19 protein-coding genes are annotated in these 21801 nt (G+C 62.5%); 9 read left to right on the top strand and 10 right to left on the bottom strand.

Features of this window, described 5'->3' with window-relative positions; translation table 11 throughout:
- The 6 genes from E4M07_RS29995 to E4M07_RS02855 all read right to left on the bottom strand — a co-directional run bounded on the left by E4M07_RS29995 (nucleotide 1) and on the right by E4M07_RS02855 (nucleotide 6468).
- Nucleotides 1-1155: an ABC transporter ATP-binding protein gene (locus E4M07_RS29995; protein WP_136656772.1), complete on the bottom strand. Its 1155-nt coding sequence runs from the start codon at nucleotides 1153-1155 to the stop codon at nucleotides 1-3.
- Complete coding sequence (locus tag E4M07_RS02875) at nucleotides 1148-1885, bottom strand: ABC transporter ATP-binding protein (RefSeq protein ID WP_136656771.1); 738 nt, start codon at nucleotides 1883-1885, stop codon at nucleotides 1148-1150. The genes E4M07_RS29995 and E4M07_RS02875 overlap by 8 nt, the downstream gene beginning before the upstream one ends.
- On the bottom strand, nucleotides 1882-2820 hold the full coding sequence (locus tag E4M07_RS02870; protein ID WP_136656770.1) for a branched-chain amino acid ABC transporter permease: 939 nt from the start codon (nucleotides 2818-2820) through the stop codon (nucleotides 1882-1884). The genes E4M07_RS02875 and E4M07_RS02870 overlap by 4 nt, the downstream gene beginning before the upstream one ends.
- Entirely contained in the window at nucleotides 2817-3680 is an 864-nt protein-coding gene (locus tag E4M07_RS02865; RefSeq protein ID WP_136656769.1) for a branched-chain amino acid ABC transporter permease, read from the bottom strand. Before E4M07_RS02865 ends, E4M07_RS02870 begins: the two co-directional genes overlap by 4 nt.
- A gap of 64 nt (nucleotides 3681-3744) precedes the next feature.
- Entirely contained in the window at nucleotides 3745-4947 is a 1203-nt protein-coding gene (locus tag E4M07_RS02860) for an amino acid ABC transporter substrate-binding protein (RefSeq protein WP_136656768.1), read from the bottom strand.
- 69 nt (nucleotides 4948-5016) lie between these two features.
- Entirely contained in the window at nucleotides 5017-6468 is a 1452-nt protein-coding gene (locus tag E4M07_RS02855; protein ID WP_136656767.1) for an aldehyde dehydrogenase, read from the bottom strand.
- A gap of 134 nt (nucleotides 6469-6602) precedes the next feature.
- Between E4M07_RS02855 and E4M07_RS02850 the strand changes: the two genes are divergently transcribed.
- Together E4M07_RS02850 and E4M07_RS02845 are read left to right on the top strand one after the other, a co-directional pair.
- Nucleotides 6603-7475, top strand: coding sequence for an AraC family transcriptional regulator (locus E4M07_RS02850; RefSeq protein WP_136656766.1), 873 nt, complete (start codon nucleotides 6603-6605; stop codon nucleotides 7473-7475).
- A 157-nt stretch (nucleotides 7476-7632) separates the two neighbouring features.
- Nucleotides 7633-8847, top strand: a complete 1215-nt coding sequence (locus E4M07_RS02845; RefSeq protein WP_136656765.1) for an OsmC family peroxiredoxin — start codon at nucleotides 7633-7635, stop codon at nucleotides 8845-8847.
- Nucleotides 8848-8915: 68 nt separating this feature from the next.
- On the opposite strand, the gene E4M07_RS02840 is transcribed toward E4M07_RS02845, so the two are convergent.
- The 3 genes from E4M07_RS02840 to E4M07_RS02835 form a co-directional block, all read right to left on the bottom strand.
- A complete protein-coding gene (locus E4M07_RS02840) occupies nucleotides 8916-9590 on the bottom strand; it encodes a protein-L-isoaspartate(D-aspartate) O-methyltransferase (RefSeq protein WP_136656764.1) in 675 nt (224 codons plus the stop codon).
- Nucleotides 9591-9763: 173 nt separating this feature from the next.
- The gene (locus E4M07_RS29005) at nucleotides 9764-9931 is read right to left on the bottom strand and encodes a hypothetical protein (RefSeq protein WP_169054065.1); all 168 of its coding nucleotides are present in this window, start codon (nucleotides 9929-9931) and stop codon (nucleotides 9764-9766) included.
- A gap of 81 nt (nucleotides 9932-10012) precedes the next feature.
- On the bottom strand, nucleotides 10013-10663 hold the full coding sequence (locus tag E4M07_RS02835) for an isochorismatase family cysteine hydrolase (RefSeq protein WP_136656763.1): 651 nt from the start codon (nucleotides 10661-10663) through the stop codon (nucleotides 10013-10015).
- A 150-nt stretch (nucleotides 10664-10813) separates the two neighbouring features.
- Here E4M07_RS02835 and E4M07_RS02830 point away from each other — a divergent pair, with 150 nt between their 5' ends.
- The 6 genes from E4M07_RS02830 (at nucleotide 10814) to E4M07_RS02805 (ending at nucleotide 18156) form a co-directional block, all read left to right on the top strand.
- Complete coding sequence (locus tag E4M07_RS02830; RefSeq protein WP_136656762.1) at nucleotides 10814-11695, top strand: MurR/RpiR family transcriptional regulator; 882 nt, start codon at nucleotides 10814-10816, stop codon at nucleotides 11693-11695.
- A complete protein-coding gene (locus tag E4M07_RS02825; protein WP_136656761.1) occupies nucleotides 11692-13005 on the top strand; it encodes a glutamine synthetase family protein in 1314 nt (437 codons plus the stop codon). The genes E4M07_RS02830 and E4M07_RS02825 overlap by 4 nt, the downstream gene beginning before the upstream one ends.
- 244 nt (nucleotides 13006-13249) lie before the next feature.
- Nucleotides 13250-14815, top strand: a complete 1566-nt coding sequence (locus E4M07_RS02820; RefSeq protein ID WP_136656760.1) for an ABC transporter substrate-binding protein — start codon at nucleotides 13250-13252, stop codon at nucleotides 14813-14815.
- A 9-nt stretch (nucleotides 14816-14824) separates the two neighbouring features.
- The gene (locus E4M07_RS02815) at nucleotides 14825-15811 is read left to right on the top strand and encodes an ABC transporter permease (protein ID WP_136656759.1); all 987 of its coding nucleotides are present in this window, start codon (nucleotides 14825-14827) and stop codon (nucleotides 15809-15811) included.
- Nucleotides 15808-16722, top strand: a complete 915-nt coding sequence (locus E4M07_RS02810; RefSeq protein ID WP_136656758.1) for an ABC transporter permease — start codon at nucleotides 15808-15810, stop codon at nucleotides 16720-16722. The genes E4M07_RS02815 and E4M07_RS02810 overlap by 4 nt, the downstream gene beginning before the upstream one ends.
- A gap of 81 nt (nucleotides 16723-16803) precedes the next feature.
- Nucleotides 16804-18156, top strand: coding sequence for a UDP-glucose/GDP-mannose dehydrogenase family protein (locus E4M07_RS02805; RefSeq protein ID WP_136656757.1), 1353 nt, complete (start codon nucleotides 16804-16806; stop codon nucleotides 18154-18156).
- Between the two features lie 15 nt (nucleotides 18157-18171).
- On the opposite strand, the gene E4M07_RS02800 is transcribed toward E4M07_RS02805, so the two are convergent.
- Nucleotides 18172-18840: a nitroreductase gene (locus E4M07_RS02800; RefSeq protein WP_136656756.1), complete on the bottom strand. Its 669-nt coding sequence runs from the start codon at nucleotides 18838-18840 to the stop codon at nucleotides 18172-18174.
- Between the two features lie 237 nt (nucleotides 18841-19077).
- Between E4M07_RS02800 and E4M07_RS02795 the strand changes: the two genes are divergently transcribed.
- Nucleotides 19078-21792 carry an ABC transporter transmembrane domain-containing protein gene (locus tag E4M07_RS02795; RefSeq protein ID WP_136656755.1) on the top strand — a complete coding sequence of 905 codons (2715 nt, stop codon included), beginning with the start codon at nucleotides 19078-19080 and terminating at the stop codon, nucleotides 21790-21792.
- The last annotated feature ends 9 nt before the right edge of the window (nucleotides 21793-21801 follow it).

Below are 21801 nucleotides of genomic sequence, written 5' to 3'. Positions count from 1 at the left end.
TTATTCCCTGGTGAACTTTCCCGTCCCGGGACGGCGGCGATAAACCTCGACCCTTGGCGCCCGGTACACCTCGACGACCGCGGGCTTGTCCTGCGGGTCCGGCGATTGCGGGTTGGGTTTTTCGGTCGGCGCTTTGTGGCGTTCGGACCTGCGGCGCAGCGGCCTGCGTCGCGCCTCGGCAGCGGCCCGTTCGATCTCCAGGATCGTCGCCCGCAACCGGTCTGAGCCGTTCGAGACTTCGCGCGTCGGCATCACGCCCGTCTGGTCCTTGGGAGCCGCCGCGCGTTTCGCGGCGCCGGCGACAAGATCGCTGATCGGCGTGCCGACAAGTGCGTCTGCGCTTTCGCGCTGCGGTGCACGCAGCTGCAAATGCGGTGTCTCGGGAATATTCGGCTCTGCCGTTGCAGGCGTTGGCGGTTCGGCCGATTTCACCGACACCTTGGCGCCGCCGGCGCCCAGATAGGCCTTCTGGACAGCCGGGTCCCGGGACAGGTTGGCGGCCGTATCCTCGTGCACGATATGCGCGTTTTCAAGAAGATAGCCGCGGTCGGCAATGGCCAGGCTCTGTTTGGCGTTCTGCTCCACGAGCAGGATGCCGATACCGGCCTGGCGGATCACCGTCAGGCTCTGGAAAAGCTCCTTGCACAGAAGCGGCGACAGCCCGAGCGAGGGTTCGTCCAGCATCAGGATCGACGGATTGGACATCATCGCCCGGCCGATGGCCACCATCTGCTGCTCACCGCCGGACATGGTCCGCGCCACCTGGCCCTGGCGCTCGTTCAGTTTGGGAAACAGGCTCAGCACGCGATCGAGATTTGCCGTTTCCTCCTCGCGCGCCCGCGCCGAATAGGCGCCGAGAAGCAGGTTCTCGCGAACCGTGAGGTCGCCGAAGATGCCGCGTCCCTCAGGAACCAGCGCCACGCCACGCTCAACGATCCTGTCCGACGACAGGCCAAGGACCGGATGCCCGTCCATCTCGACGGCGCCCGACTGCCGGCCCTCGCAGATCCCGGCGATCGTTCTCAAAAGCGTGCTCTTCCCGGCGCCGTTCGCGCCGAGGATGACGACCACCTCGCCCGGCGCCACCTTGACCGAGACGCCCTCCAGCGCCCTGTGCTCGCCATAGCTGACGGAAAGATCGCGGACCTCAAGCATCCTCGTCCCCCAGATAGGCACGCACCACTTCGCGGTCGGCGAGAACGTCCGCCGGGTTGCCCTCGGCGATCTTCTTCCCCGATGACATGACAACACAATTGTCGCAGAGCGAGCGGATCGCATCCATCACATGCTCGACGAGGATGATCGTGCGACCCTCGCCCCGCAGGTCATGGATCAGCTCGATGCCTGTTTCGAGCTCGGTCGGGTTGAGACCCGCCAGCCATTCGTCGAGCAGCAGCAGCTCCGGATCGCCGGCCAGCACGCGTGCCAGTTCAAGCCGCTTCTGATCGATATAGGTGAGCGCCGAGATCGGCGCGAAGGCCATCGCCTCAAGCCCCACCCGCTCGAGCATCCGGTGCGCGTGGTCCTCGGCCTCGCGGCCCCACCGGTGGCGATGGCCGAAGACCGCGCCGGCGATGACATTTTCCAGCACCGACATGCTCGGCAACAGGCGCACCAGTTGGAAGGTCCGACCGACCCCGCGTCTCGTGATCTCCTGCGCCGGAAGGTTGGAGATGCGGGCGCCCTTCAGCGCGATGGAGCCCGCCGTCGGCTGCAAGGCGCCGGAGATGAGGTTCATCATCGTCGTCTTGCCGGAACCGTTGGGTCCGATCAGCCCCATGACCTGGTGCTCGGCGACATCGAAATCGAGAGCGTCGACCGCCACCAGACCGCCAAACCGCTTGGTCGCACCGCGCACAGAAAGGACCGCACCGCTGTATCTCATGCGTTCCTCCTTTCGCGGACCGAGGCGGCGAGCTGTTCGAGACGGCCGACGACGCCGTGCGGCAGGCCGTAGACGATCAAGAGGAAGACGAGACCGATAAACAAGGTGGTCTGGTTCGGGAACTGGACGGCGACGAATTCCCACACCAGCGTGAACGGGATGACCCCGACGACCGGCCCCCAAAGCCGCCCGGAGCCGCCGAGCAGCGCCATGATGACGACGAGAAAGCTCAGCTCCGGAGAGAACACCTGATTGGGCTCGATATAGGAATAGCGCGGCGCGATCACCGCCCCGACCAGCGCCGCGAAGAAGCCGGTCGTCATGAACAGGATCACTTTCGGCGTCGCGGTGTTGATGCCGACATGCCGGGCGACGGTTTCGTCGTTGCCGATGATCCGCAGGGCAAAGCCGATCCGCGACCGGTTGACGAACCAGCCGAGCAGATAGACGGCCGCCGTAATGCCCAGCAGCATCCAGTAGATATGCGCCTCGGTGAAGTCGGTCAGCACGTAAAGCCCGCGCGAGCCGAGGAAATTGTTCTGAACCCAGCTGACGATGTTGCGGATCATCTCGGCGAGACCGAGGGTGAAGATGACGAAATAGACGCCCGACAGGCGCAACGTCGCCAGGCCGATCAGCGCGGCAAGGATGGTCGCCACGACCGGCGCGGCCGCCGCCATCAGCCAGAAGGACAGATCGTAGTCGCTCATGCCGGTCGCGACGAGATAGCCGCCGACACCGAAGAAAGCGCCCGAGGCGAGTGAGATATAGTGGGTCGGACCCGAAAACAGCACCCAGCTCGTCGACAGCGCGATGTACATCATCGCGGTGACCGCGATGGAGAGCCAGTATCCGTCCGACAACATCGGGATAAAGGCGGCAAGCACCACGAGCAAGGCCGCGATCGCCAGTTCCTGGAAACCCGACGCAGTCATGTCGCCCGCCTCCCAAAGATGCCCTGCGGGCGAAACAGCAGCACCGCCAGGAAGATCAGATAGGCAGCCGCCAGCGTCAGGCCGGGATCGATCAGGGTCGCGACGGCCGTCTCGACAAGGCCGAGGATGATCGCCGCGACGATGGCGCCGCGAATGTCGCCGACACCGCCCATGATGACGATGATCAGCGCCTTCATGGTGAAGATGACGCCGATCGAGGCGTCGAGCGTGATGAAGGTCGAGATCAGCGATCCGCCGACGGACGTGACCGCTCCGCCGATCGCGAAGGCGATGGCCGAGATCCGAGGCACGTTGATGCCGACGAGCCCAGCGGCTTCCGTATCGACCGCGACCGCCCGCACCGCGACGCCCGGCCTTGTGCGGTTGAGCCAAAGATAAAGCGCCCCTGCGATCAGCACGGCGACGAGGAACGCGACGAAACGGTTCAGCGCGACCGTCGTGCCGAGCAGCGTGATCGGCTCGGATAGGTACTTGTAGGTGAAGTACTCGCCGTGGATCGACACCATGATGCCGACCAGCGCGAAGCTCATGCCGAAGGTCGCGAGGATGGAATCGACTTCCAGCTGGCCCTGGGACTTCGACCGCCTTACCAGCGGTCGCAGGAATATCCGGTAGATCAGCCAGTTGCCGGCGAACGAGACCGGAGCGACGATGAACAGCGTCAGCATCGGGCTGACCTGGTAGGTCACGAACAGCCAGAACGCGGCAAGCGCGCCGAGCACCAGCATCTCGCCGTTGGCGAGATTCATGATCCGCGCAACGCCGTATTGCAGGTTCAGACCCATGGCCATGAGCGCATAGGTGCCTGCCAGGAGCAGTCCCGAGACAAGGATATCCATGACTTAAATTCGTCCTTCAAGCAGCATCCCGGCCCGCCCGATCACGGGCCGGGATGCGCAAGGGTCAATTCCAGCCGTCCTTGGAGCGGATGTCGGCCGCGCCGTCGACATTGGAACCCTTGACGCCGCGGAAGACACCGTCCTGCCACTGGCCGACGCTCCAGAACTTGGCCGAGTTCTGGTTGTCGAAGGTGATCTGGCCCATAACCGTGTCGAAGGAATTGTCCTTGATATACTGGGTCACGGCCTCCCGGTCGGTGGAGCCGACGCCCTCGATCGCCTGTTCGAGGACCTGCAGGGCGGCATAGGTGTTTGCCGACGCCCAGTAATCCGGCACCTTGCCGGTGATCTCCTCATGCGCCTTGCGCCAGGCAGCGGTGGCCGGATCGTCCGGGTTGGTGCCGCCGGCGCCCAGCACATTGTTGATCTTCGAGCCGAACGCACCCGAATAGGCCGGGAAACTGGTCGCGACGGCCGTGTAGAAGGCCTTGACGTCGAGGTCCTCGATAATCGCCTGCTCCGTCAGGCCGAACGTGTCCGGCGGATAGGACCAGGCAACGAAGGCATCCGGCCCGGAAGCCTTGGCGCCCTTCATGACCGGCGACAGGTCGGGCGTGCCCAGCGGATAGGATTTATCGTAGACGATCTCGAACCCGGCTTCCTCGAACTTCGGGCGGGCGACATCGGCCAGCTCGATGCCGAAGGCGTCGGCCACATTCACCATGGCGATCTTGTTGCCGATCGTGCCCGCGTCGCGCATTTCCACCAGCACGTCGCGCACGCCTTCGACGAAGGCCGTCGTGGAACCCAGCGTAAAGAACAGGTTCGGATAACGGTCCGTCAGTTCGCTGATCTTGTCTGTTATCGCCGATACGGCGATCATCGGATAGCCGTATTTGGCGTAGATCGGCGCGGCGGCGATGTTGAAGCCGGTGCCGTAGGGCGCGACGATAAAGTCCACCTCGTCCTGGGTAGCAAGCCTCTGGGCGGCCTTGATGTGCTCCGCCGGATTGGTCTTGTCGTCATATTCGACGAGCTCGATCAGCTTCTGCGTGCCGTCGACTTTCAGCCCGCCGCGTTCGTTCACCTGCTTGACCCACAGTTCGATGTTCGGCCACTGGGTGACGGCGGCGCCGCCGGCGAGCGGCCCGGTTTTCGGCGCGACGGCGCCGATCTTGACCGTATCGGCGGCCAACGCGGCTCCTGACAGCGCGACGCTGCCTGCCAGTGTGGCGGCTGCCAGCTTCAATAGGCTTCTTCGTTTCATTGGTTCCTCCCTTTTCAGCCATTCAGGTTTCATCATGAGCCTGCGCCGGCATCCCGCCGCCGCAGCCCGTCAGATCGGGTAGTCTTTTGGGTTGTCGTGGATGGAAAGCCACCGCAGTTCGGTGAACTCGCGAACCGATTCCTCGCCGCCCAGGCGCCCGTAGCCGCTTTCCTTCATGCCGCCGAACGGCATGGCCGGATCGTCGTAGACGGTCGGCCCGTTGATTGCGCAAATGCCGGATTCCAGCCGCATGGCAACGGACCGGGCCCGGTCGATATCGCGGCTGAACACGGAAGCCGCCAGGCCGTAGGCGGTGTCATTGGCGATCGAGACCGCCTCGTCCTCGCCCGCCGCGCGGATCACAGCCGCCACCGGACCGAAGGATTCCTCGCGATAGATCCGCATGGAACTGTCGACATGGTCGACGACGGTCGGCTGCATGATCGTGTTGACGATATCGCCGCCGGCGAGCAGCAGGGCGTCCTTCGACAGCGCGTCCTCGACGAGATCGCGCACCCGCACGGCGGCGCTTGCCGATATCATCGACCCGAGCGGAAAACTGCCTTCCCGCGGGTCGCCCGCGGTCAGGCTTTGCGCCTTGGCCGTCAGTTTCTCGACGAATTCATCGGCGATGCCGCGGTCGACGATCAGGCGTTCCGTCGAGATGCAGATCTGCCCCTGGTTGAAGAAGGCGCCGAACGCGGCGGCCTTCACGGCTTCGTCGATATCCGCGTCGGCCAGAACGATGAGCGGCGCCTTGCCGCTCAGCTCCAGCACGGCCGGTTTGAGATGGCGTGCGCAGGCCTCCGCAACCATCTTGCCGACTCTCGTCGAACCGGTGAAATTGACCCGGCGCACGGCGCTGTGCCCGATCAGTGCCTCGACCACATCCGTTGCGGCCTCCGGCGCGTTGGTCACCAAATTCGCTGCACCGGGCGGCAGTCCCGCCTCGTCGAGGACCTCGATGATCATGGCGTGAATTTTCGGGCAAAGCTCGGATGCCTTGAGCACGATGGTGTTGCCGCAGGCGAGCGGAACGGCAACGGCCCGGCTTCCAAGGACGATCGGCGCATTCCAAGGCGCAAGGCCGAGCACCACGCCGACCGGTTGCCGCACGAGGACCGAACGGACATTTGCATCGCGGCCGGCGCGCTCCGTTTCGATCGGGAAATGCGTAAGCCCCGCCGCATGGCGGAAAATGTCGGCGGACAGCGCGCAGTTGAAGCGGGCCCAACTTTCCGAACCGCCGATCTCGCAGGCCACGACGTCGACGAATTCCGCCTCGCGCTTGAGGATCAGTCCCGCGGCGCGTTCGAGGATCCTGGAGCGTTCGTCCGGCGCCGTTTGCGACCACTGCGGAAATGCGGCTGCGGCCGAATTGGCGGCTTCCACCGCATCTTCGCGGCTGGCCGATGCGGCCTGCGTCGCCACCTCCTCGGTGATCGGCTGCAGCCGGTCGAAGGTCGCGCCATCACGCGCCCCGACCGCCTGTCCGCGTATGATCAGTTTCGCCTCATACAAGACCGTATTCTCCTCCCGAGACTAAGCAAAGCAGACGAAAATGAGCTATATAATGTAATTTTCTGGCATGTTATTGTATGTTTCTGGTCAATGTTCGGGAAGCATAGCGCTGTTTGGAGGCATCGGACGGCACCATGTTCAGGGCGGAAAATATCGATTGCGCGCTGCATGACAGGGTTTTCACCCTGCCCGCGCGACATCACGAGCGCAGTTGGCGCGGCATCCTGCTGACCTCCGGCTCCGGGCTGATCCTGTCGCATGCGGACGAAACGCATGTCAGCGCAACGAGCCTTGCCTGGGTGCCCTGGTCCGACGACAAATCGCTGAAGATCTCGGCGGGAAGCGTCGGTGCGCATTTTGCGGTGACCCACGAGGTGCTTTCCCACGCCATCGGGCACGGCGCGGAGGCAACGGAACTCAGGCTCCTGTCCGATCGCCAGATCACCGTCCATCTCGAACCGGGCGATGCGGCGCTTGCCGACGCGCAAAACGCCTTCAACGTCATCCTGCGGGAGGCCGCACGCATGCAGATCGGATCGCTGGTGATAATCGAGGCGCAGGTCCGGACAATCCTCGTCCATCTCATGCGCCACGCCACCGACCATGCGGCCGTCGCAAAGAACATCGGCAAGACGGCCCGCGTTCTTCAGCACTTCAGGCAGTTGATGGAAACCCATTTCCGCGAGCGCTGGCCGATAAGCCGTTACGCGGCCGAGATCGGCATCTCACCGGACCGCCTTCACGACATCTGCACCCGGCATCTGGAGCGCGCGCCCAGCGTGCTGATAACGGAACGGGTGATTCACGAGGCCCGCCTCATGCTGGAAAACACGGCGATGACGACCGAGCAGGTGTCCGGCCAGCTCGGCTTCAGGGACCCAGGACACTTCAGCCGGTTCTTCAAGGGGCACGCCGGAATGCCGCCGGCGGCCTACCGGAGATGGTGCCTGGAAAACCGCGAATCCGACACGCCCGCCGCTACGGTGAATTTCGCCGACTGGCCGTGAAGTCCGGGTGCCGTATTGCGTTGTCGCATGGCTGGAATTCTTGCCTGAAATTCGGTCACGCCTTGAGCCCCGGCTGCATTGTCAGCCGCCCCTCCTGTTGCAATTTGACGCCTTGGCACTATCGTTTGCCAAAATCGTATCCGGGAGGAATTCGAACATGCCAAAGGATCCGAACGTCCTTCAAGCCACTGGAAAACCGTTGTTTTTCGAAGTCGTCAATCCCCGGGAAATCGGCTTCGAGCCGCCAGCGATCCGCAGCGACCGGGGTGAAGCGATCCGTCTTGCAGTCCGCTCCCTGACCGTCATGCAGAAGGAAGCGCTCGTCGCTTCGGACAGGACCGGCAAGGTGTGGCGCCTGGCCTCGGACGAAGGCGCCTATCTGGACGGCCACGACTTCGCGCCCTGCCCGCTTTCCTTCCTGTCGACCGGCATGGTCTGCAGCTACATGAACGAGATCCTGGCGCTGGCAGAAATACGCGGCATCGCGATCAGCGACCTCACGCTCATCCAGGACAACTATTACACCATGAAGGGCTCGGCGCTGAAGGGAACCATGACCGGCGGTGCAAAGAACATCGACCTTGAAGCGGTGATCGACGCCGACGCCGACAAGGAAACGCTGACCAGCCTGATCTACGACGCCGTCGCGGCCTCGCCGCTCAACGGGCTGATGCGCGGCAAGAAGGAGAGCCTTTTCACGCTGGTGCATAATGACCGTGACATCGGAACGGGCAAGGCACTGCCCGTCGACGGCCCAACGCTGCCGGATCCCGGAGACAAATTCGATGCGGCCGCAGTGGCCGGCGGCGAATGGACGGACCTGATCGTCCACACCGGCCGCATGACGCCGAAAACGGAGGAGACGACCACCCTTGCCGGCGGCTCGCTGACGGAGCACCAGGACCGCAGGTTGCACGTCAAGGTCATTTGCCGCCTGCGCCCGGACGGCATGAAGGAGATAGAGCAGCACCTTTACAATCCGCATGGTTCGATCTTCCGGTTCCTGAGCGAGGAAGCGCCGGAAAACGGCGGCAAGGGGCGCGCGCCCGACGCCATCTCCTACATCGCCGCCGGCGTCGGCTTCTGCTTCATGACGCAGTTCGGCCGCTACGCGAAGATCGTCAAGAAACCGCTTGACGAGTATCGTATCCTGCAGGACTTCCATGCAACTTTGGGTGGCGCTTCCGGCGGAACCGGCAAGGCCGGCGAGGCCGACCCGCTGGAGACCCATTGTTACCTGGCCTCCGGCGAGGATGACGATTATGCGCGCCTGTGTCTCGACATGGCGGAGCAGACCTGTTTCCTGCATGCGTTCTGCCGCACGGACCTCAAGGCGAAGGTGAAGGTGACACCCAAAAGCCAGGCCGCCTGAGTGTGGGCAGAAGTTCGCCGAGTTCGATGACAACGGCAACGGAAGCGTTCCGGACCGGCCGGTGAATCCTATTTCAGCACCATCCCCGCCGTCGGTGCGTCCCAGCCCTCTTCGCCGATCAGCGGGACGAAACGGACATCCGCGAGGACTTCCCGTTCGAACTGGGTGTCCGTGCGCCGGGTGAGCCGGATGAGTTCCTGTGCCCTGCGGTGCCCCCCGACGGGAACCACCAGTCGACCGCCCGCGGCCAGTTGTCCCTTCAACGTGGCGGGGATGTCCGGAGCGCCCGCCGAGACAAGGATGGCATCGAACGGCGCATGGGCGTCCCATCCGCGCGTGCCGTCCGCGTGAAGCACGTGGACATTGCCGTAACCCTGGCTGGCGATGATGGAAGCCGCCCTTTCCGCCAGTTGGCCAATACGCTCGATGGCGTAGACCTCGCCGGCGATCTCGGCCAGGAGGGCCGCGGCATATCCGGATCCGGCGCCGATTTCGAGCACCCTCTCCCCGCCCTTCAGCGCCAGCGCCTCGATCATGAAGGCCACCATGTAGGGCTGCGAGATGGTCTGCCCCTCGCCGATGGGCAGCGGGCTGTCCTCGTAGGCCAGGAAACCGAACTGCTCCGCAACGAAAGCCTCGCGGCGAACCTTTTCCATGGCCGACAAGACCAGTTCGTCGCGCACGCCGCGGCCGCGGATCTGCTCCGCAACCATGCGTCTTCGCTGGGCGTCAAAATCGGTCATCGGCAAGCCTGTCGAACGCAATCATCGCACTCGAATCTGCCATATGATTGACGTTAGGCGAATTTTCACGCAACCCCCTGGCCGGTCGGCCGGACATCCCGGGGCATCAGCATCATTTTTCGTGTTGAATCGTGTTCAGGGCAAAGGCTGGATCGATCGCCGAAACCGCACGGCTACGCCCCGCTCCGCCAGGCCTGCTTGGACTTGCATTTCTTGCAGATGCGGTTGCCGGGGCCGAAACTGTCGAACATCTCACCGCACATCAGGCAGCGGCGGCGCTTTTGCTCCACCTTGATGTGTTCCTCGACAATTTCCCGTTCCGTGTTCGCTCTAGCGTTCATCAGTGAACATATAGCGAACGCCGTTTGATTTTCAATATTTAGCGGTCGGCAAGACTGCGGAAACGGCGCTCCTAGTCGGGACTATTGCCCGATTTCCGCGATCAGGGACCGGGTGTCTGTCTGTCTGCAATAGCCGGCAATGGCGCCGAGCGAGTTGTCGTGCCGTTCCTGGCTGTAAGTGGTGCAGGCATCGGTGACCAGGGTCACCAGATATCCGGGATCGCAGGCATCGCGAACGGCGCTTTCGACACACTGATCGGTAATCAGTCCGCTGATGACGAGCTGGCGCACACCCAGGTTGCGCAGGATGTAGTCGATGTGGGTTGACACGAACACGCTGGATGAGGATTTCGGCAGGACGATCTCGTCCTCGCCGGGCTCGATCTCGTCGATCACGCGACCGTCCCACGAGCCCCTGGGCACGTTGAAGCCGGTGATCTTGTAGTCCAGGCTTCGATCCCTGCCGTCCTTGGTCAGGCTCTCGATCGTCGTGTAGAGCACTTCGATCCCGGCGTCGCGAAAGGCGCTTTGCAGCCGTTGCATATTCGGTATCGCCGTGTTTTTCAGCTGATCGAAAAAATATCCGTATTTGCCTGCAATTTCCGCATCGGACGCATCCTTGAATTCGCCGCCCTCACGACGAACGCAGAAATTCTGCACGTCGATGAACAACAGTGCGGACTGCTCGGCGCGAAGCGGCAAATCACGGCTGAGCGCTGTTGGCGGGTTCATGGTTCAACCTTCTGTTTCACGAGGGCCGCATGCATACGGCACGGCCACCATCTGATCTGAAAAATTCGATCAATGTCAATTGAATACTTCATATTGACAAATTTTTTTCATAGTCGATTATGCGTGCCAGACAAGAACCGATTGTGAATTATGATCCATCTACGGGACAAAATCGAGGAAATCGGGCCGCATCTGACATCCAGCGAACGCAAGGTCGCCAGCGTCGTGCTCGCCGACTATCCGTTTGCAGGACTGCAGACAATTCAGGAACTGGCCCAAGTGACCGGGGTCAGCGCCCCGTCGATCACCCGGTTTGTCACAAAGGTCGGCTGCAGCGGATACCAGGAATTTCAGCGTCGCCTGATCGGAGAGCTGAAGGAGAGTCATCGCTCCCCGGTCGACCTCAAATTGACCGAAAATCCCGCGCAACCCGGCCGCTTTCTCGCCGACTACGCCGAACGGATCGCCAAGCAGGTTCAGGAAATGGCCGCCGGCGTTGCCCAGCTTCAGTTTGACGAAGTGTGTGAGCTGGTGGGCGATTCCGGCCGTAACGTTTTCCTCATCGGCGGGCGCATGAGCGACAGCATCGCCGCCATGTTGTCGATGCATCTGCGACAGATCAGGGGACGCATTTACCACATCCCGTCCAATCCGGAGCTGTGGCCCGATTACATTATGCGGATGCGCAAGCAGGACGTGCTGATCCTGCTGGACTTTCGGCGCTATCAGTCTAGCCTGACGGAGCTTGCTAGAATCATCTCGGAAAAGCGGCATGCCCAGATCGTCGTCATCACCGATCGCTGGCTGACCCCGGCATCGCACCACGCCGCTCACGTCCTCGCCGTACCGACGGAGATCGGCACGGCCTGGGACGGACAGGTCAGCGCGTTCACACTGGCAGAAGCAATGATCGTGAAGATATCCGAGCAGGATTGGAACGCGACCCGCAAACGCATCGAACAGTGGGACGACGCAAGGCTGGAACAACCGGGCACCGCCGCCCACGACGGCATCAAGGATACCAGGAAATGAAATCGGAACCGTTGATACTGGCTTGCACAAGCGATTTCGCCGGCAAGGTGCGTGGCAAGGCCTTCCCGCAGGACCAGTTCGAGAAACGCCAGAAACGAGGTATCGGCTGGACGCCGACCAATGTCCAGATCACCTGCTTCGGCGCAATCGCGGAGAGCCCTTACGGGGCGCTTGGCGATCTCGTCCTGATACCGGCGCCGGAAACGCGGGTGAGCCTCGACTATCAGGACGGCCTACCCGCGGAACAGTTCGTGTTCGGCGACATAGTGCACACAGACGGGCGGCCTTGGGAATGTTGCACGCGATCGCTTCTCAAGGGTGCGCTCGACCGCCTCAAGCGGGTGACCGGCATGACGCTGCACGGCGCCTTCGAGCATGAATTCCACCTCAAGGACGGCGGCTGCCCGGTCGGAAGCGCCTACACCGCATCCGGGTTCAGGTTGCAGCGCTCCCTTGGCGAGAAACTGCTCGCGGCCATGCGCAGCGCCGGACTGAAACCCGACACGTTCATGAAGGAATACGGGGCGGACCAGTACGAGGTCACCATGGGCTCGGTAGACGGGGTCGCCATCGCCGATCATGCGGCGATCCTGCGCGAACTGGTCTACGTCACCGCCGAGCGGACCGGCAAACAGGCGAGCTTTACGCCGCTGCGCGATCCGGCGGGCGTCGGCAACGGCGTTCACATGCACCTCAGCCTGCGCGACGGCGCTGGAGAACCGGTCACCTATGATCCGAACGGCAAGCACGGGCTGAGCGAACCGGCGGGCCGCTTCATCGCCGGTATCCTGAAATATCTCGACCGGATCGTCGCACTCACCGCTCCGAGCGTCGTCTCCTATACACGGCTCACGCCGCACCGCTGGAGCGCCGCCTTCAACAATCTCGGCATGCGTGACCGGGAGGCAGCCGTCCGGATCTGCCCGGTGTCGGAAATGAGCGACATCGGCGTCGCCGATCAGTTCAATTTCGAGTTCCGCGCCGCCGATGCGGCTGCAAGCCCCTACCTGGCGCTTGCGGCCATTGTCCATGCCGGCGTTCAGGGCATCGAGGAAGCGCTGAATATTCCCGACGCAACGGAGGAGGACGTCTCGCTGTTGTCCGCCGAAGAGTTGAAGCAAAAGAACCTTGTGCACCTGCCTGCCACCCTTGAGGAAGCGCTCCGCGCCTTCAGCGAGGCCGATATCGTCAGTGACTGGTTCTCGACCGAATTCGCCGATGTCTATGCCAAGCACAAGACGGGTGAGATCGCCTTTCTCGAGGGCAAGACAGAGGCCGAAATCTGCGACGCCTACGAGACGGCGTATTGACCTCACAATGATGCGGGCCGCGTGCATCGGCCCTTGCGGTTCCGGTAGCGACAATCATAATGTTTCTCCGGTGCGACCAATCAGAAGTCAAAGACACGAGACCGGCACCAGCCGCGGCGTTCCGGGATTCTGGCCGGCGTCGGCGGCGCCACCAGGGTAACGGCCTGTGGGTAAACCTGTTCGCTCCAAGCGCCTCGAGTTCGGAACAGAACCCGGATTGGCCAGGATAAAAGGACTGGAAAACATGAAGCGACTGATTTTGGGATCTCTCCTATTCGCCCTTGCGGGAACGGCGGCACAGGCCGAGACGTTTCGCTGGGCATCCGTGACCGACCCGCAGACGATGGACCCCCACGCGGTCAGCTCCGCGCCGGTGCTCGGTTTCCTGAACAATGTCTATGAAGGCCTCGTCCGCCGCGACAAGGACATGCGCATCGAGCCGTCGCTCGCAGTGAGCTGGGAGCCGATCGGCAACGGCGAAGGATGGCGCTTCAAGCTTCGCGAGGGCGTCAAGTTCCATGACGGGGCGGATTTCACCGCCGAGGATGTGAAGTTCTCCTACGAGCGCGCCTCCAGCGAGGAATCGGACGTGTCTTCCTGGTTCGCGCCCGTTTCGGAGGTGATCGTCGTCGATGACTACACCGTCGACATCATGACGAAGCAGCCCAATCCGATCTTCCCGGACTCGATTGCCAACTGGATGATCATGGATTCCGGCTGGGCGGCCGGCAACGGCACCGAGCGCCCGGACAAGGAGAACGGAAATTTCGCAACGCTCAATGCCAATGGCACTGGCGCATTCATGCTGTCCGAGCGTCAGCCCGGGCTGAAGACGGTGCTCGTACCCTTCGACGGCTGGTGGGGCGAGGCCGAGCACAATGTGACACGCGCCGAGTTCACGCCGATCCAGAATCCGGCGACTGCGGTGGCGGCGCTGCTTTCGGGCGATGTCGACATGATCAACCCGGTGCCGATCCAGGACGCCGAGCGCCTGAAGGCACGCGACGACCTCAAGGTCCTGCAAGGCATCGAGGCGCGCGTCATCATGCTGGGATTCGGCCATGAGGCCGATGCTCTCAAATACACCGGCGACGCCGGCAAGCCCAATCCGTTCAAGGATCCGCGGGTCCGCGAGGCGGTTGCCAAGGCGATCAATGTCGACGCCATCCTTGCCACCATCATGCGCGGCAACGCCGAGCCCGCCAGCCAGCTGGTGAGCCCCGCCATGCGGGGATATTCGACCGCCAACACAGACAGGCCGTCCTATGATGTCGAGGGCGCCAAGGCCCTGCTCGCGGAAGCCGGCTACAGCGACGGCTTTTCCTTCGGGCTGAAATGTCCGAACGACCGCTATCTCAACGACGAGGCCGTTTGCCAGGCGGTTGTCGGCATGCTGGCGCAGATCGGTCTCACCGCCGAGCTCGATGCCATGCCGGTCCGCAATTACTGGCCGGAGCTGCGCGCCGACAATTACGACATGTATCTGCTCGGCTGGTCGCCCGGCACTTTCGACGCCGAGCATCCGATCCGTTTCCTGGTCACCACGCCGAACACCGAGAAGAAGCTGGGGTCCTGGAATTTCGGCGGCTACTCCAATGCACGGGTCGACGAGCTATTGCCGATGATCCAGTCCGAGATCGACGACGCCAAGCGCCAGGCGATGCTCGACGAGGTGGCGGGGATCCTGCAGGACGAGACGGTCTATGTGCCGCTCTATGTCCAGCCCCTGGTGTGGGGCACAGGCGGCAATGTCGAGCTCACGCAGCGGCCGGACAATTTCTTCATCCTGCGCTGGGTGAACGTGAACTGACCGGGCATCATGCTCGCCTACACCATCAAGCGTCTGTTCCAGGCCGTCGTCGTGCTGCTCGTCGTCGGCCTGGTCGCCTTTTCCATGTTCCGCTTCATCGGCGATCCCATCGACAACATGCTCGGCCAGGAGGCCACGCAGGAGGACATCACCCGCCTGCGCTCGCAGCTCGGCCTCGACCAGCCGTTTCCGGTCCAGTACGTCAAGTTCCTCGGCAACGCCCTGCGCGGCGATTTCGGCGTCAGTTATCGCCAGGGCCGTCCGGTGGCGGAGATCATTGCCGAGCGCGCACCGGCGACGCTTGAACTGGCCGCGGTCTCGGGGCTGTTCGCCATCACCATCGGCATTGCCATGGGTGTCTTCACCGCCATCCGGCGCAAGGGGCTGGCTGCGAACATCATCATGGCCCTGTCGCTGATCGGGGTTTCGCTGCCGACCTTCCTCATCGGAATTCTCCTGATCTACATCTTCTCCGTGGAACTCGGGTGGCTGCCGAGCTTCGGCCGTGGCGAGACCGTCAAGGTCGGCGACTGGACCACCGGTTTTCTGACCGAATCCGGCCTCAAGGCGCTGATCTTGCCGGCGATCACGCTGGGCCTCTACCAGATGACCCTGATCATGCGCCTCGTCCGTTCGGAAATGCTCGAGGTGCTGCGCCAGGACTACATCCGCTTCGCCCGTGCCCGTGGCCTCTCCGACCGCATTGTCCATTTCCGCCACGCGCTGAAAAACACGCTTGTACCGGTGATCACGGTCACCGGACTGCAACTGGGGTCGATCATCGCCTTTGCCATCATCACCGAGACGGTGTTCCAGTGGCCCGGCATCGGCCTGTTGTTCATCAATGCCATTCAGTTCGTCGACATCCCGGTCATGGCGGCATACCTCCTGCTGATCTCCGTGATGTTTGTCGCCATCAATTTCATTGTCGATCTGCTCTACTTCGCGGTCGATCCACGCCTGCGGGACGACGCGGTCACGGCAGGTGAAACATGACGGCCCTTTCCGCAGCCTGGCAGTCGGATTTCATGTGGTCGTTCCGCCGCTCGCCGCTGGCGGTGATCTCCTTCCTCGTCGTCATGGCGCTCATCTTTGGCGCGGTCTTCGCGCCGCTGATCGCACCGCACAATCCCTATGATCCGGCAACGCTGAACCTCTTGAACGGCTTCACGCCGCCGATGCAGCCCAGCGCCATGACCGGCGACGTGTTCTGGCTCGGCACGGACGGACAGGGGCGCGACATGCTCTCCACCATTCTCTACGGAATGCGCGTATCGCTCTTCGTCGGTTTCATGGCAGTCCTGTTCGCGTTGGTGCTCGGCGTCAGCCTTGGTCTGCTCGCCGGCTATGTCGGCGGCTGGGTCGAAGCCGTCATCATGCGGATCGCCGATGTGCAACTGACCTTTCCGGCCATCCTTGTGGCCATGCTGATATTCGGCATCGCCAAGGGGTTCACACCCGTGCATCTGCGCGACCAGATGGCGATCTGGGTGCTGATCCTGGCAATCGGTCTTTCCGACTGGGTTCAGTTCGCACGGGTGGTGCGCGGCGCGACGCTCGTCGAGAAGAACAAGGAATACGTGCAGGCCGCGCGGCTGATCGGCCGCCGCCGAAGTTCTATCATGTTGCGGCATATCCTGCCCAACGTTCTCGGGCCTGTCCTGGTGATCGCCACCATCAGTCTCGCCCTGGCGATCATCGCCGAGGCAACGCTTTCCTTCCTCGGCGTCGGGGCGCCGCCGACCCAGCCCTCGCTTGGAACGCTGATCCGCATCGGACAGGGTTTCCTGTTTTCCGGCGAATGGTGGATCCTGCTGTTTCCGGGGCTGACCCTGCTGGCCCTTGCGCTCTCCGTCAATCTGCTCGGAGACTGGCTTCGCGACGCGCTCAATCCGCGTCTGAGATAGCGGTACAAAGCTGCGGGATCGTTTGAAGTCGCACAGGCGCGATGTTAGCATGAGGCAATATCACCAACCGAAAGAATCAGCATGCACATCGCGATGATTGGTGCAGGTTATGTCGGCCTCGTATCGGCGACCTGCTTCGCCGATTTCGGACATGACGTCGTCTGCGTGGACAAGGATCCGAACAGGCTCAATGCCCTGCGCAACGGCAAGATCCCCATCTACGAACCGGGCCTCGAAGACCTTGTCAAATCGAATGCGGATGCCAGCCGCCTGCGCTTTGGCGACGATGTCGGCGCGGCCACCCGGGACGCCGACATCGTGTTTCTCGCCGTTGGTACGCCGTCGCGTCACGGCGACGGCTACGCGGACCTCACCTATGTCTACGAGGCCGCCCGGGAGATTGCCCCTCACCTGTCCGGTTTCACCGTGGTCGTGACGAAATCCACCGTCCCGGTCGGCACCGGTGACGAAGTGGAGCGGATCATCGCGGATACCAATCCGGCGGCTGAATGCGCCGTCGTATCAAATCCGGAATTCCTTCGCGAGGGATCGGCCATCGAGGATTTCAGGAAACCGGACCGGATCATTGTCGGAACCGATGATGATCGCGCCAAGTCGATTATGGGGCAGGTATATGGTGCCCTTTGCGCCGGCAACGCGCCGATCCTGTTCGTCGGGCGCCGCACGGCGGAATTGACGAAATATGCAAGCAACGCCTTTCTGGCCATGAAGATCACCTTCATCAACGAGATGGCCGACCTGTGCGAAAGGGTTGGCGCCGACGTGCTTTCGGTCGCCCGCGGCATGGGCATGGATGAGCGCATCGGCGACCGGTTTCTGCAGGCCGGTCCCGGCTATGGCGGCTCCTGCTTTCCGAAGGATTCCACCGCGCTGACCAATATGGCCCAGGACAGCGACAGCCCGCTGCGGCTGGTCGAAACCACGGTCGCGATAAACGACCAGCGCCGCCGCGCCATGGCCCGCAAGGTGATACGCGCCTGCGGCGGCCGTGTCCGCGGCCGCAGGATCGGCATCCTCGGCCTGACCTTCAAGCCGGACACGGACGACATGCGCGAAGCGCCGTCCATTCCGATCATCCGCACGCTGCTGGACGCCGGTGCGGTGATCCGCGCCTACGACCCGGCCGTCATTGCCGCGACGCACCACACGCTTCGCGAAATCGAGTTCTGCGACGATCCCTACGCCGTCGCCGAGGACGCAATCGCGCTGACGGTCATCACCGACTGGGACGAGTTCAGGTCGCTCGACCTGGAGCGCCTGTGCCGGCAGATGGACCCGGCCTCGACCGTGCTCGTTGATCTGCGCAACATGTTCAACCCGGAGCAAGCTACGGAGGCTGGCTTTGCCTACGAGGCGGTCGGGCGCGGCAATCTCGGATGGGATAGAACAGCGGTCAAACACGCGGCAGAGTGATCGTCCCGGATCGCATCATTTCAGGAAGGTGGCGATCTCGTCGACGGCGGCCCTTTCGGTGCGCAGCCCGTTGATGGGGGCACCCTCGTCCATGTAGCCGAGCCCCATGCCGCAAAACAGCATCCACTCGTCAGGCGGATTGAGATGGCCGGCGACGGTCCCGTGCCACTGCGCCCAGGCCTCCTGGGAGCAGGTGTGGAGACCGTGCTCGCGCGCCAGCAGCATGATGCTCTGCAGGAATATGCCGACATCGGCCCATTGCGGCGGGCCCATGGTCCGGTCGAGATAAAAGAACATGCCGACCGGCGCGTCGAAAAAGCGGAAATTGCGCTGGAACTGGGCGATCCGTCCCTTCCTGTTCTCCCGCGCCACGCCGATCGTCGCATACATGTCCTCGCCACATTTGAAACGCCTTGACTCGTAGGGGTCCTTGAGGTTCTCGGGATAGATCCGGTACTGCGGCACCTGCCCGCGCGGTGTTTCGGCCATCGATTGGCCGATGTCCGCAATCAGGGCCTTCAGCGCATCTCCGGCAACCACGAAGACGTGCCAGGGCTGGAGGTTGCCGCCGGAGGGCGAAAAGCGCGCCTTGTCAAGGATCGCGCGCACCATATCTTCAGGAACCGGGTCGGGAAGAAAGGCGCGGCAGGTGATGCGGGTGGCAAGAGCATCCGATACTTTCATGCGCAATGACCTGATGTGGGGGGTTGAGGGAACAAACAGGGCGGAACCACAGGAGAACTACAGGGGCCGGATCGGACTGTCGAACGGATTTTTCAACAAATCGGGCGCGTTGCGCCCATACAGTCCGCCCGCTGCCGACTTGACTTGACACAATCGGACCGTCCATGAAGTGTCTGGACTAGGGTCGCAAATATTCTGGTGTACTGGAACGGATCCGCTACCAAACCGAGGAAACCCTTGCAGCGCAATCTCCTAAGATACATCTGGACCCATTCGAGAAAACAGCAGATCTGGATTTTTATGGTCGTGCTGGTCTCGATGCCGGTCTATTTCCAGATGTTGCAGCTGCCCAAGCTGATCGTCAACGGCCCGATCCAGGGTGACGGCTTCGACTCGCCCGCCGCAACGCAGAGCTTCCTGTCGATCAACCTGCCATTCTCCGAAACGCTGTTCGGCCAGACGATCAACGTTTTCGGGGGTCTTCAGTTCGACCGCCAGCAGATGCTCATCGCGCTTTGCTTGAGCTTTCTGGTCGCCGTCGCGCTCAATGGCTGGTTCAAGCTCTATATCAACACTTACAAGGGCAAACTCGGCGAGAAGCTGCTGCGCAGGCTGCGCTACGAGTTGTTCGACCGGGTGCTTCGCTATCCGGTGGCCAAGGCACGCCGGGTCAAACCCTCGGAAATCACCAGCGTCATCAAGGATGAGATCGAGCCGCTCGGCCTGTTTTTCGGCGACGCGTTTTCCTCGCCCGTTTTCCTCGGTGCCCAGGCCATTACCGGGCTGACATTCCTGTTCCTGCAGAACACGATGTTCGGGCTTATTACCCTGGCGATCGTTCTGTTCCAGGCCTGGATCATTCCGCTCCTGCGCCGGCGGCTTCTGGAACTCGGCCGCCAGCGCCAGCAGACCGCCCGCAAGCTCTCGGGACGCATCGGCGAATACGTACAGGGCATGGACGATGTCCACCTGCATGCCATGTCCAACCGCGCGCGCGAGAACATCTGGCAGATGCTCAGGCGCATCGTGGTGATCCGTTTCGAGCTCTATCAGCGCAAGTTCCAGGTCAAGTTCCTGAACAATTTCCTCATCCAGGTGCTGGCCTTTATCTTCTATCTGCTGGGCGGTTATCTGGTGATCACCGGCCGGATGGACCTCGGTGCCCTTGTCGCCTCGATCGCCGCCTACAAGGACCTTCCGGCGCCGATCAAGGGGATCATCGACTGGGACCAGCAGCGGCTGCTCAACCAGATCCGCTACGAGCAGGCGGTCGAGGATTTTGCCAACACGCGTGTCATGTCGGCGGCACGGCAGGAGCCGAGCGACAAGCCGGCGGATCCGATCAAGGACGGTTTCTCGTTTGACCATGTCACGGTTCTGGACGCGGCCGAACAGCCGGTCATTCAGGACATATCGGGTTCGATTTCACGGCGGGAGGCCGTGGCGATCGTCGGCAGTGCCGATTCCGGCGCCGAACATGTCGCGGAGCTGCTCGCACGCCTTCTGGTGGTCGGCTCGGGCCGGATCACGCTCGACGGGCAGGATCTGGAGCACGTGCCCGAAAGACTAAGCGGACAGCGTGTCGGATACGCCGACAGCAACATCTTCTTCGCCGGCGGAAGCATAAGGACCACACTTGCCGAAACCCTGCCCTATACCGAGGGCGCGCCGCCGATCATCGATGAATCGAGTTCAACCTCCAACTTCCGTGTCTACGAAAACGAACCCATTCCGGCGAAGGCCGGCCCGGTGGAAGACGAGAGTTTCGGCCGGGAAGTCGGCGCGGATTGGCCGCATGGAGAGACATCAGAGCGCCTGCTGTCGATCATGCATCGTGTCGACCTTTATGACGATGTCCTGGAATACGGGCTGTTGCGCCGGCTTGGCGATGACGCCGACGACGACATCAAGAACGGCATCATGGAGGCGAGGCGCAGTTTCGCCGCCAACCAGTCCGGCGCCGAGATGAAGGGCGCGGTCGAATTCTTCGATCCCGCTAAATACAGCCAGGAACTCACCATCGGCGAGAACCTGATCTTCGGAACGCCCGTGGACAATGCGTTCAGCCCGGAAAACCTGCCCTCGAACAATTCGGTTCGCGCATTGCTGGACGAGGCCGGCCTCCTCTCGGCGCTGTTCGACACCGGGGTCGAGATCGCGCGCAACAATATCGAGCTGTTCGGCGACCTCGCCGAGGACAGCACGCTCCTGCAGCGTTCCGGCGGCCCGTCGCCCGAGCGCCTCCAGGAAATGAGGCTTGCCCTGGAGAAGCTTGACGGCAAGACGAGCAAGAGCGCCGATGAGGCGGACCGCGAGACCATGCTGCGTCTCGCCTTTGAGTATTGCGAGGCACAGACCCGTTTCGGTCTCGTCGACGACACGATGCAGACGAAACTGCTTGCCGCCCGCGACAGCCTTCGCGCGATGCTGGAGAAGGAACACAGCGGCGCCGTCGCGTTCCTCGATCCGGACAGTTTCAACCCAGCGCTGAGCGTGCTGGACAACATCCTCTTCGGGCGCATCGACGCCCGCCGTATTGGCGCGCGGGAAAGGGTCCTGAAATCGATCAAGTCGCTGCTTGAAACCAGCGGCGTGTCGGACACCGTGTTCCATATCGGCCTGTCCTACGATGTCGGAAACGGCGGCCGCAATCTTTCGACGAACCAGGCACAGAAGCTGAAACTGGTGCGGGCATTGTTGAAGAAACCCGATATTGTTATCCTGAATCGCGCGCTCTCGGCCCTTGAATCCGGCGAACGGATGAAGATCATCCATGAAATTGTTCAGATGGGCGTCGATCAAGGCACGCGTCAGATGGGCGTAATCTGTGTCCCGCTCGACAATGGCGGATGGAAGGATTTCGACCGCATCCTGTTTATGGAGCACGGACGTATTGTATCGGAGGGAGCGCCAGAGAAGGTCTCCGAGCGGCTGGAGGCGATGGCCAAATGAGGTGGCCTG

Source organism: Nitratireductor sp. XY-223 (genome assembly GCF_004959855.1).
GTDB lineage: Bacteria > Pseudomonadota > Alphaproteobacteria > Rhizobiales > Rhizobiaceae > Hoeflea_A.
Note: the sequence above shows the minus strand (reverse complement) of the source record. Positions and strands in the feature narration are given on the sequence as shown.

Excerpts from the sequence above, each read along its gene's own strand:
- E4M07_RS29005 (WP_169054065.1), bottom strand. The coding sequence starts at position 9,931 with ATGAACGCTAGAGCGAACACGGAACGGGAAATTGTCGAGGAACACATC.
- E4M07_RS02865 (WP_136656769.1), bottom strand. The coding sequence starts at position 3,680 with ATGGATATCCTTGTCTCGGGACTGCTCCTGGCAGGCACCTATGCGCTC.
- E4M07_RS02800 (WP_136656756.1), bottom strand. The coding sequence starts at position 18,840 with ATGAAAGTATCGGATGCTCTTGCCACCCGCATCACCTGCCGCGCCTTT.
- E4M07_RS02810 (WP_136656758.1), top strand. The coding sequence starts at position 15,808 with ATGACGGCCCTTTCCGCAGCCTGGCAGTCGGATTTCATGTGGTCGTTC.
- E4M07_RS02820 (WP_136656760.1), top strand. The coding sequence starts at position 13,250 with ATGAAGCGACTGATTTTGGGATCTCTCCTATTCGCCCTTGCGGGAACG.
- E4M07_RS02830 (WP_136656762.1), top strand. The coding sequence starts at position 10,814 with ATGATCCATCTACGGGACAAAATCGAGGAAATCGGGCCGCATCTGACA.
- E4M07_RS02860 (WP_136656768.1), bottom strand. The coding sequence starts at position 4,947 with ATGAAACGAAGAAGCCTATTGAAGCTGGCAGCCGCCACACTGGCAGGC.
- E4M07_RS02835 (WP_136656763.1), bottom strand. The coding sequence starts at position 10,663 with ATGAACCCGCCAACAGCGCTCAGCCGTGATTTGCCGCTTCGCGCCGAG.
- E4M07_RS29995 (WP_136656772.1), bottom strand. The coding sequence starts at position 1,155 with ATGCTTGAGGTCCGCGATCTTTCCGTCAGCTATGGCGAGCACAGGGCG.
- E4M07_RS02840 (WP_136656764.1), bottom strand. The coding sequence starts at position 9,590 with ATGACCGATTTTGACGCCCAGCGAAGACGCATGGTTGCGGAGCAGATC.
- E4M07_RS02870 (WP_136656770.1), bottom strand. The coding sequence starts at position 2,820 with ATGACTGCGTCGGGTTTCCAGGAACTGGCGATCGCGGCCTTGCTCGTG.
- E4M07_RS02815 (WP_136656759.1), top strand. The coding sequence starts at position 14,825 with ATGCTCGCCTACACCATCAAGCGTCTGTTCCAGGCCGTCGTCGTGCTG.
- E4M07_RS02845 (WP_136656765.1), top strand. The coding sequence starts at position 7,633 with ATGCCAAAGGATCCGAACGTCCTTCAAGCCACTGGAAAACCGTTGTTT.
- E4M07_RS02850 (WP_136656766.1), top strand. The coding sequence starts at position 6,603 with ATGTTCAGGGCGGAAAATATCGATTGCGCGCTGCATGACAGGGTTTTC.
- E4M07_RS02825 (WP_136656761.1), top strand. The coding sequence starts at position 11,692 with ATGAAATCGGAACCGTTGATACTGGCTTGCACAAGCGATTTCGCCGGC.
- E4M07_RS02875 (WP_136656771.1), bottom strand. The coding sequence starts at position 1,885 with ATGAGATACAGCGGTGCGGTCCTTTCTGTGCGCGGTGCGACCAAGCGG.
- E4M07_RS02805 (WP_136656757.1), top strand. The coding sequence starts at position 16,804 with ATGCACATCGCGATGATTGGTGCAGGTTATGTCGGCCTCGTATCGGCG.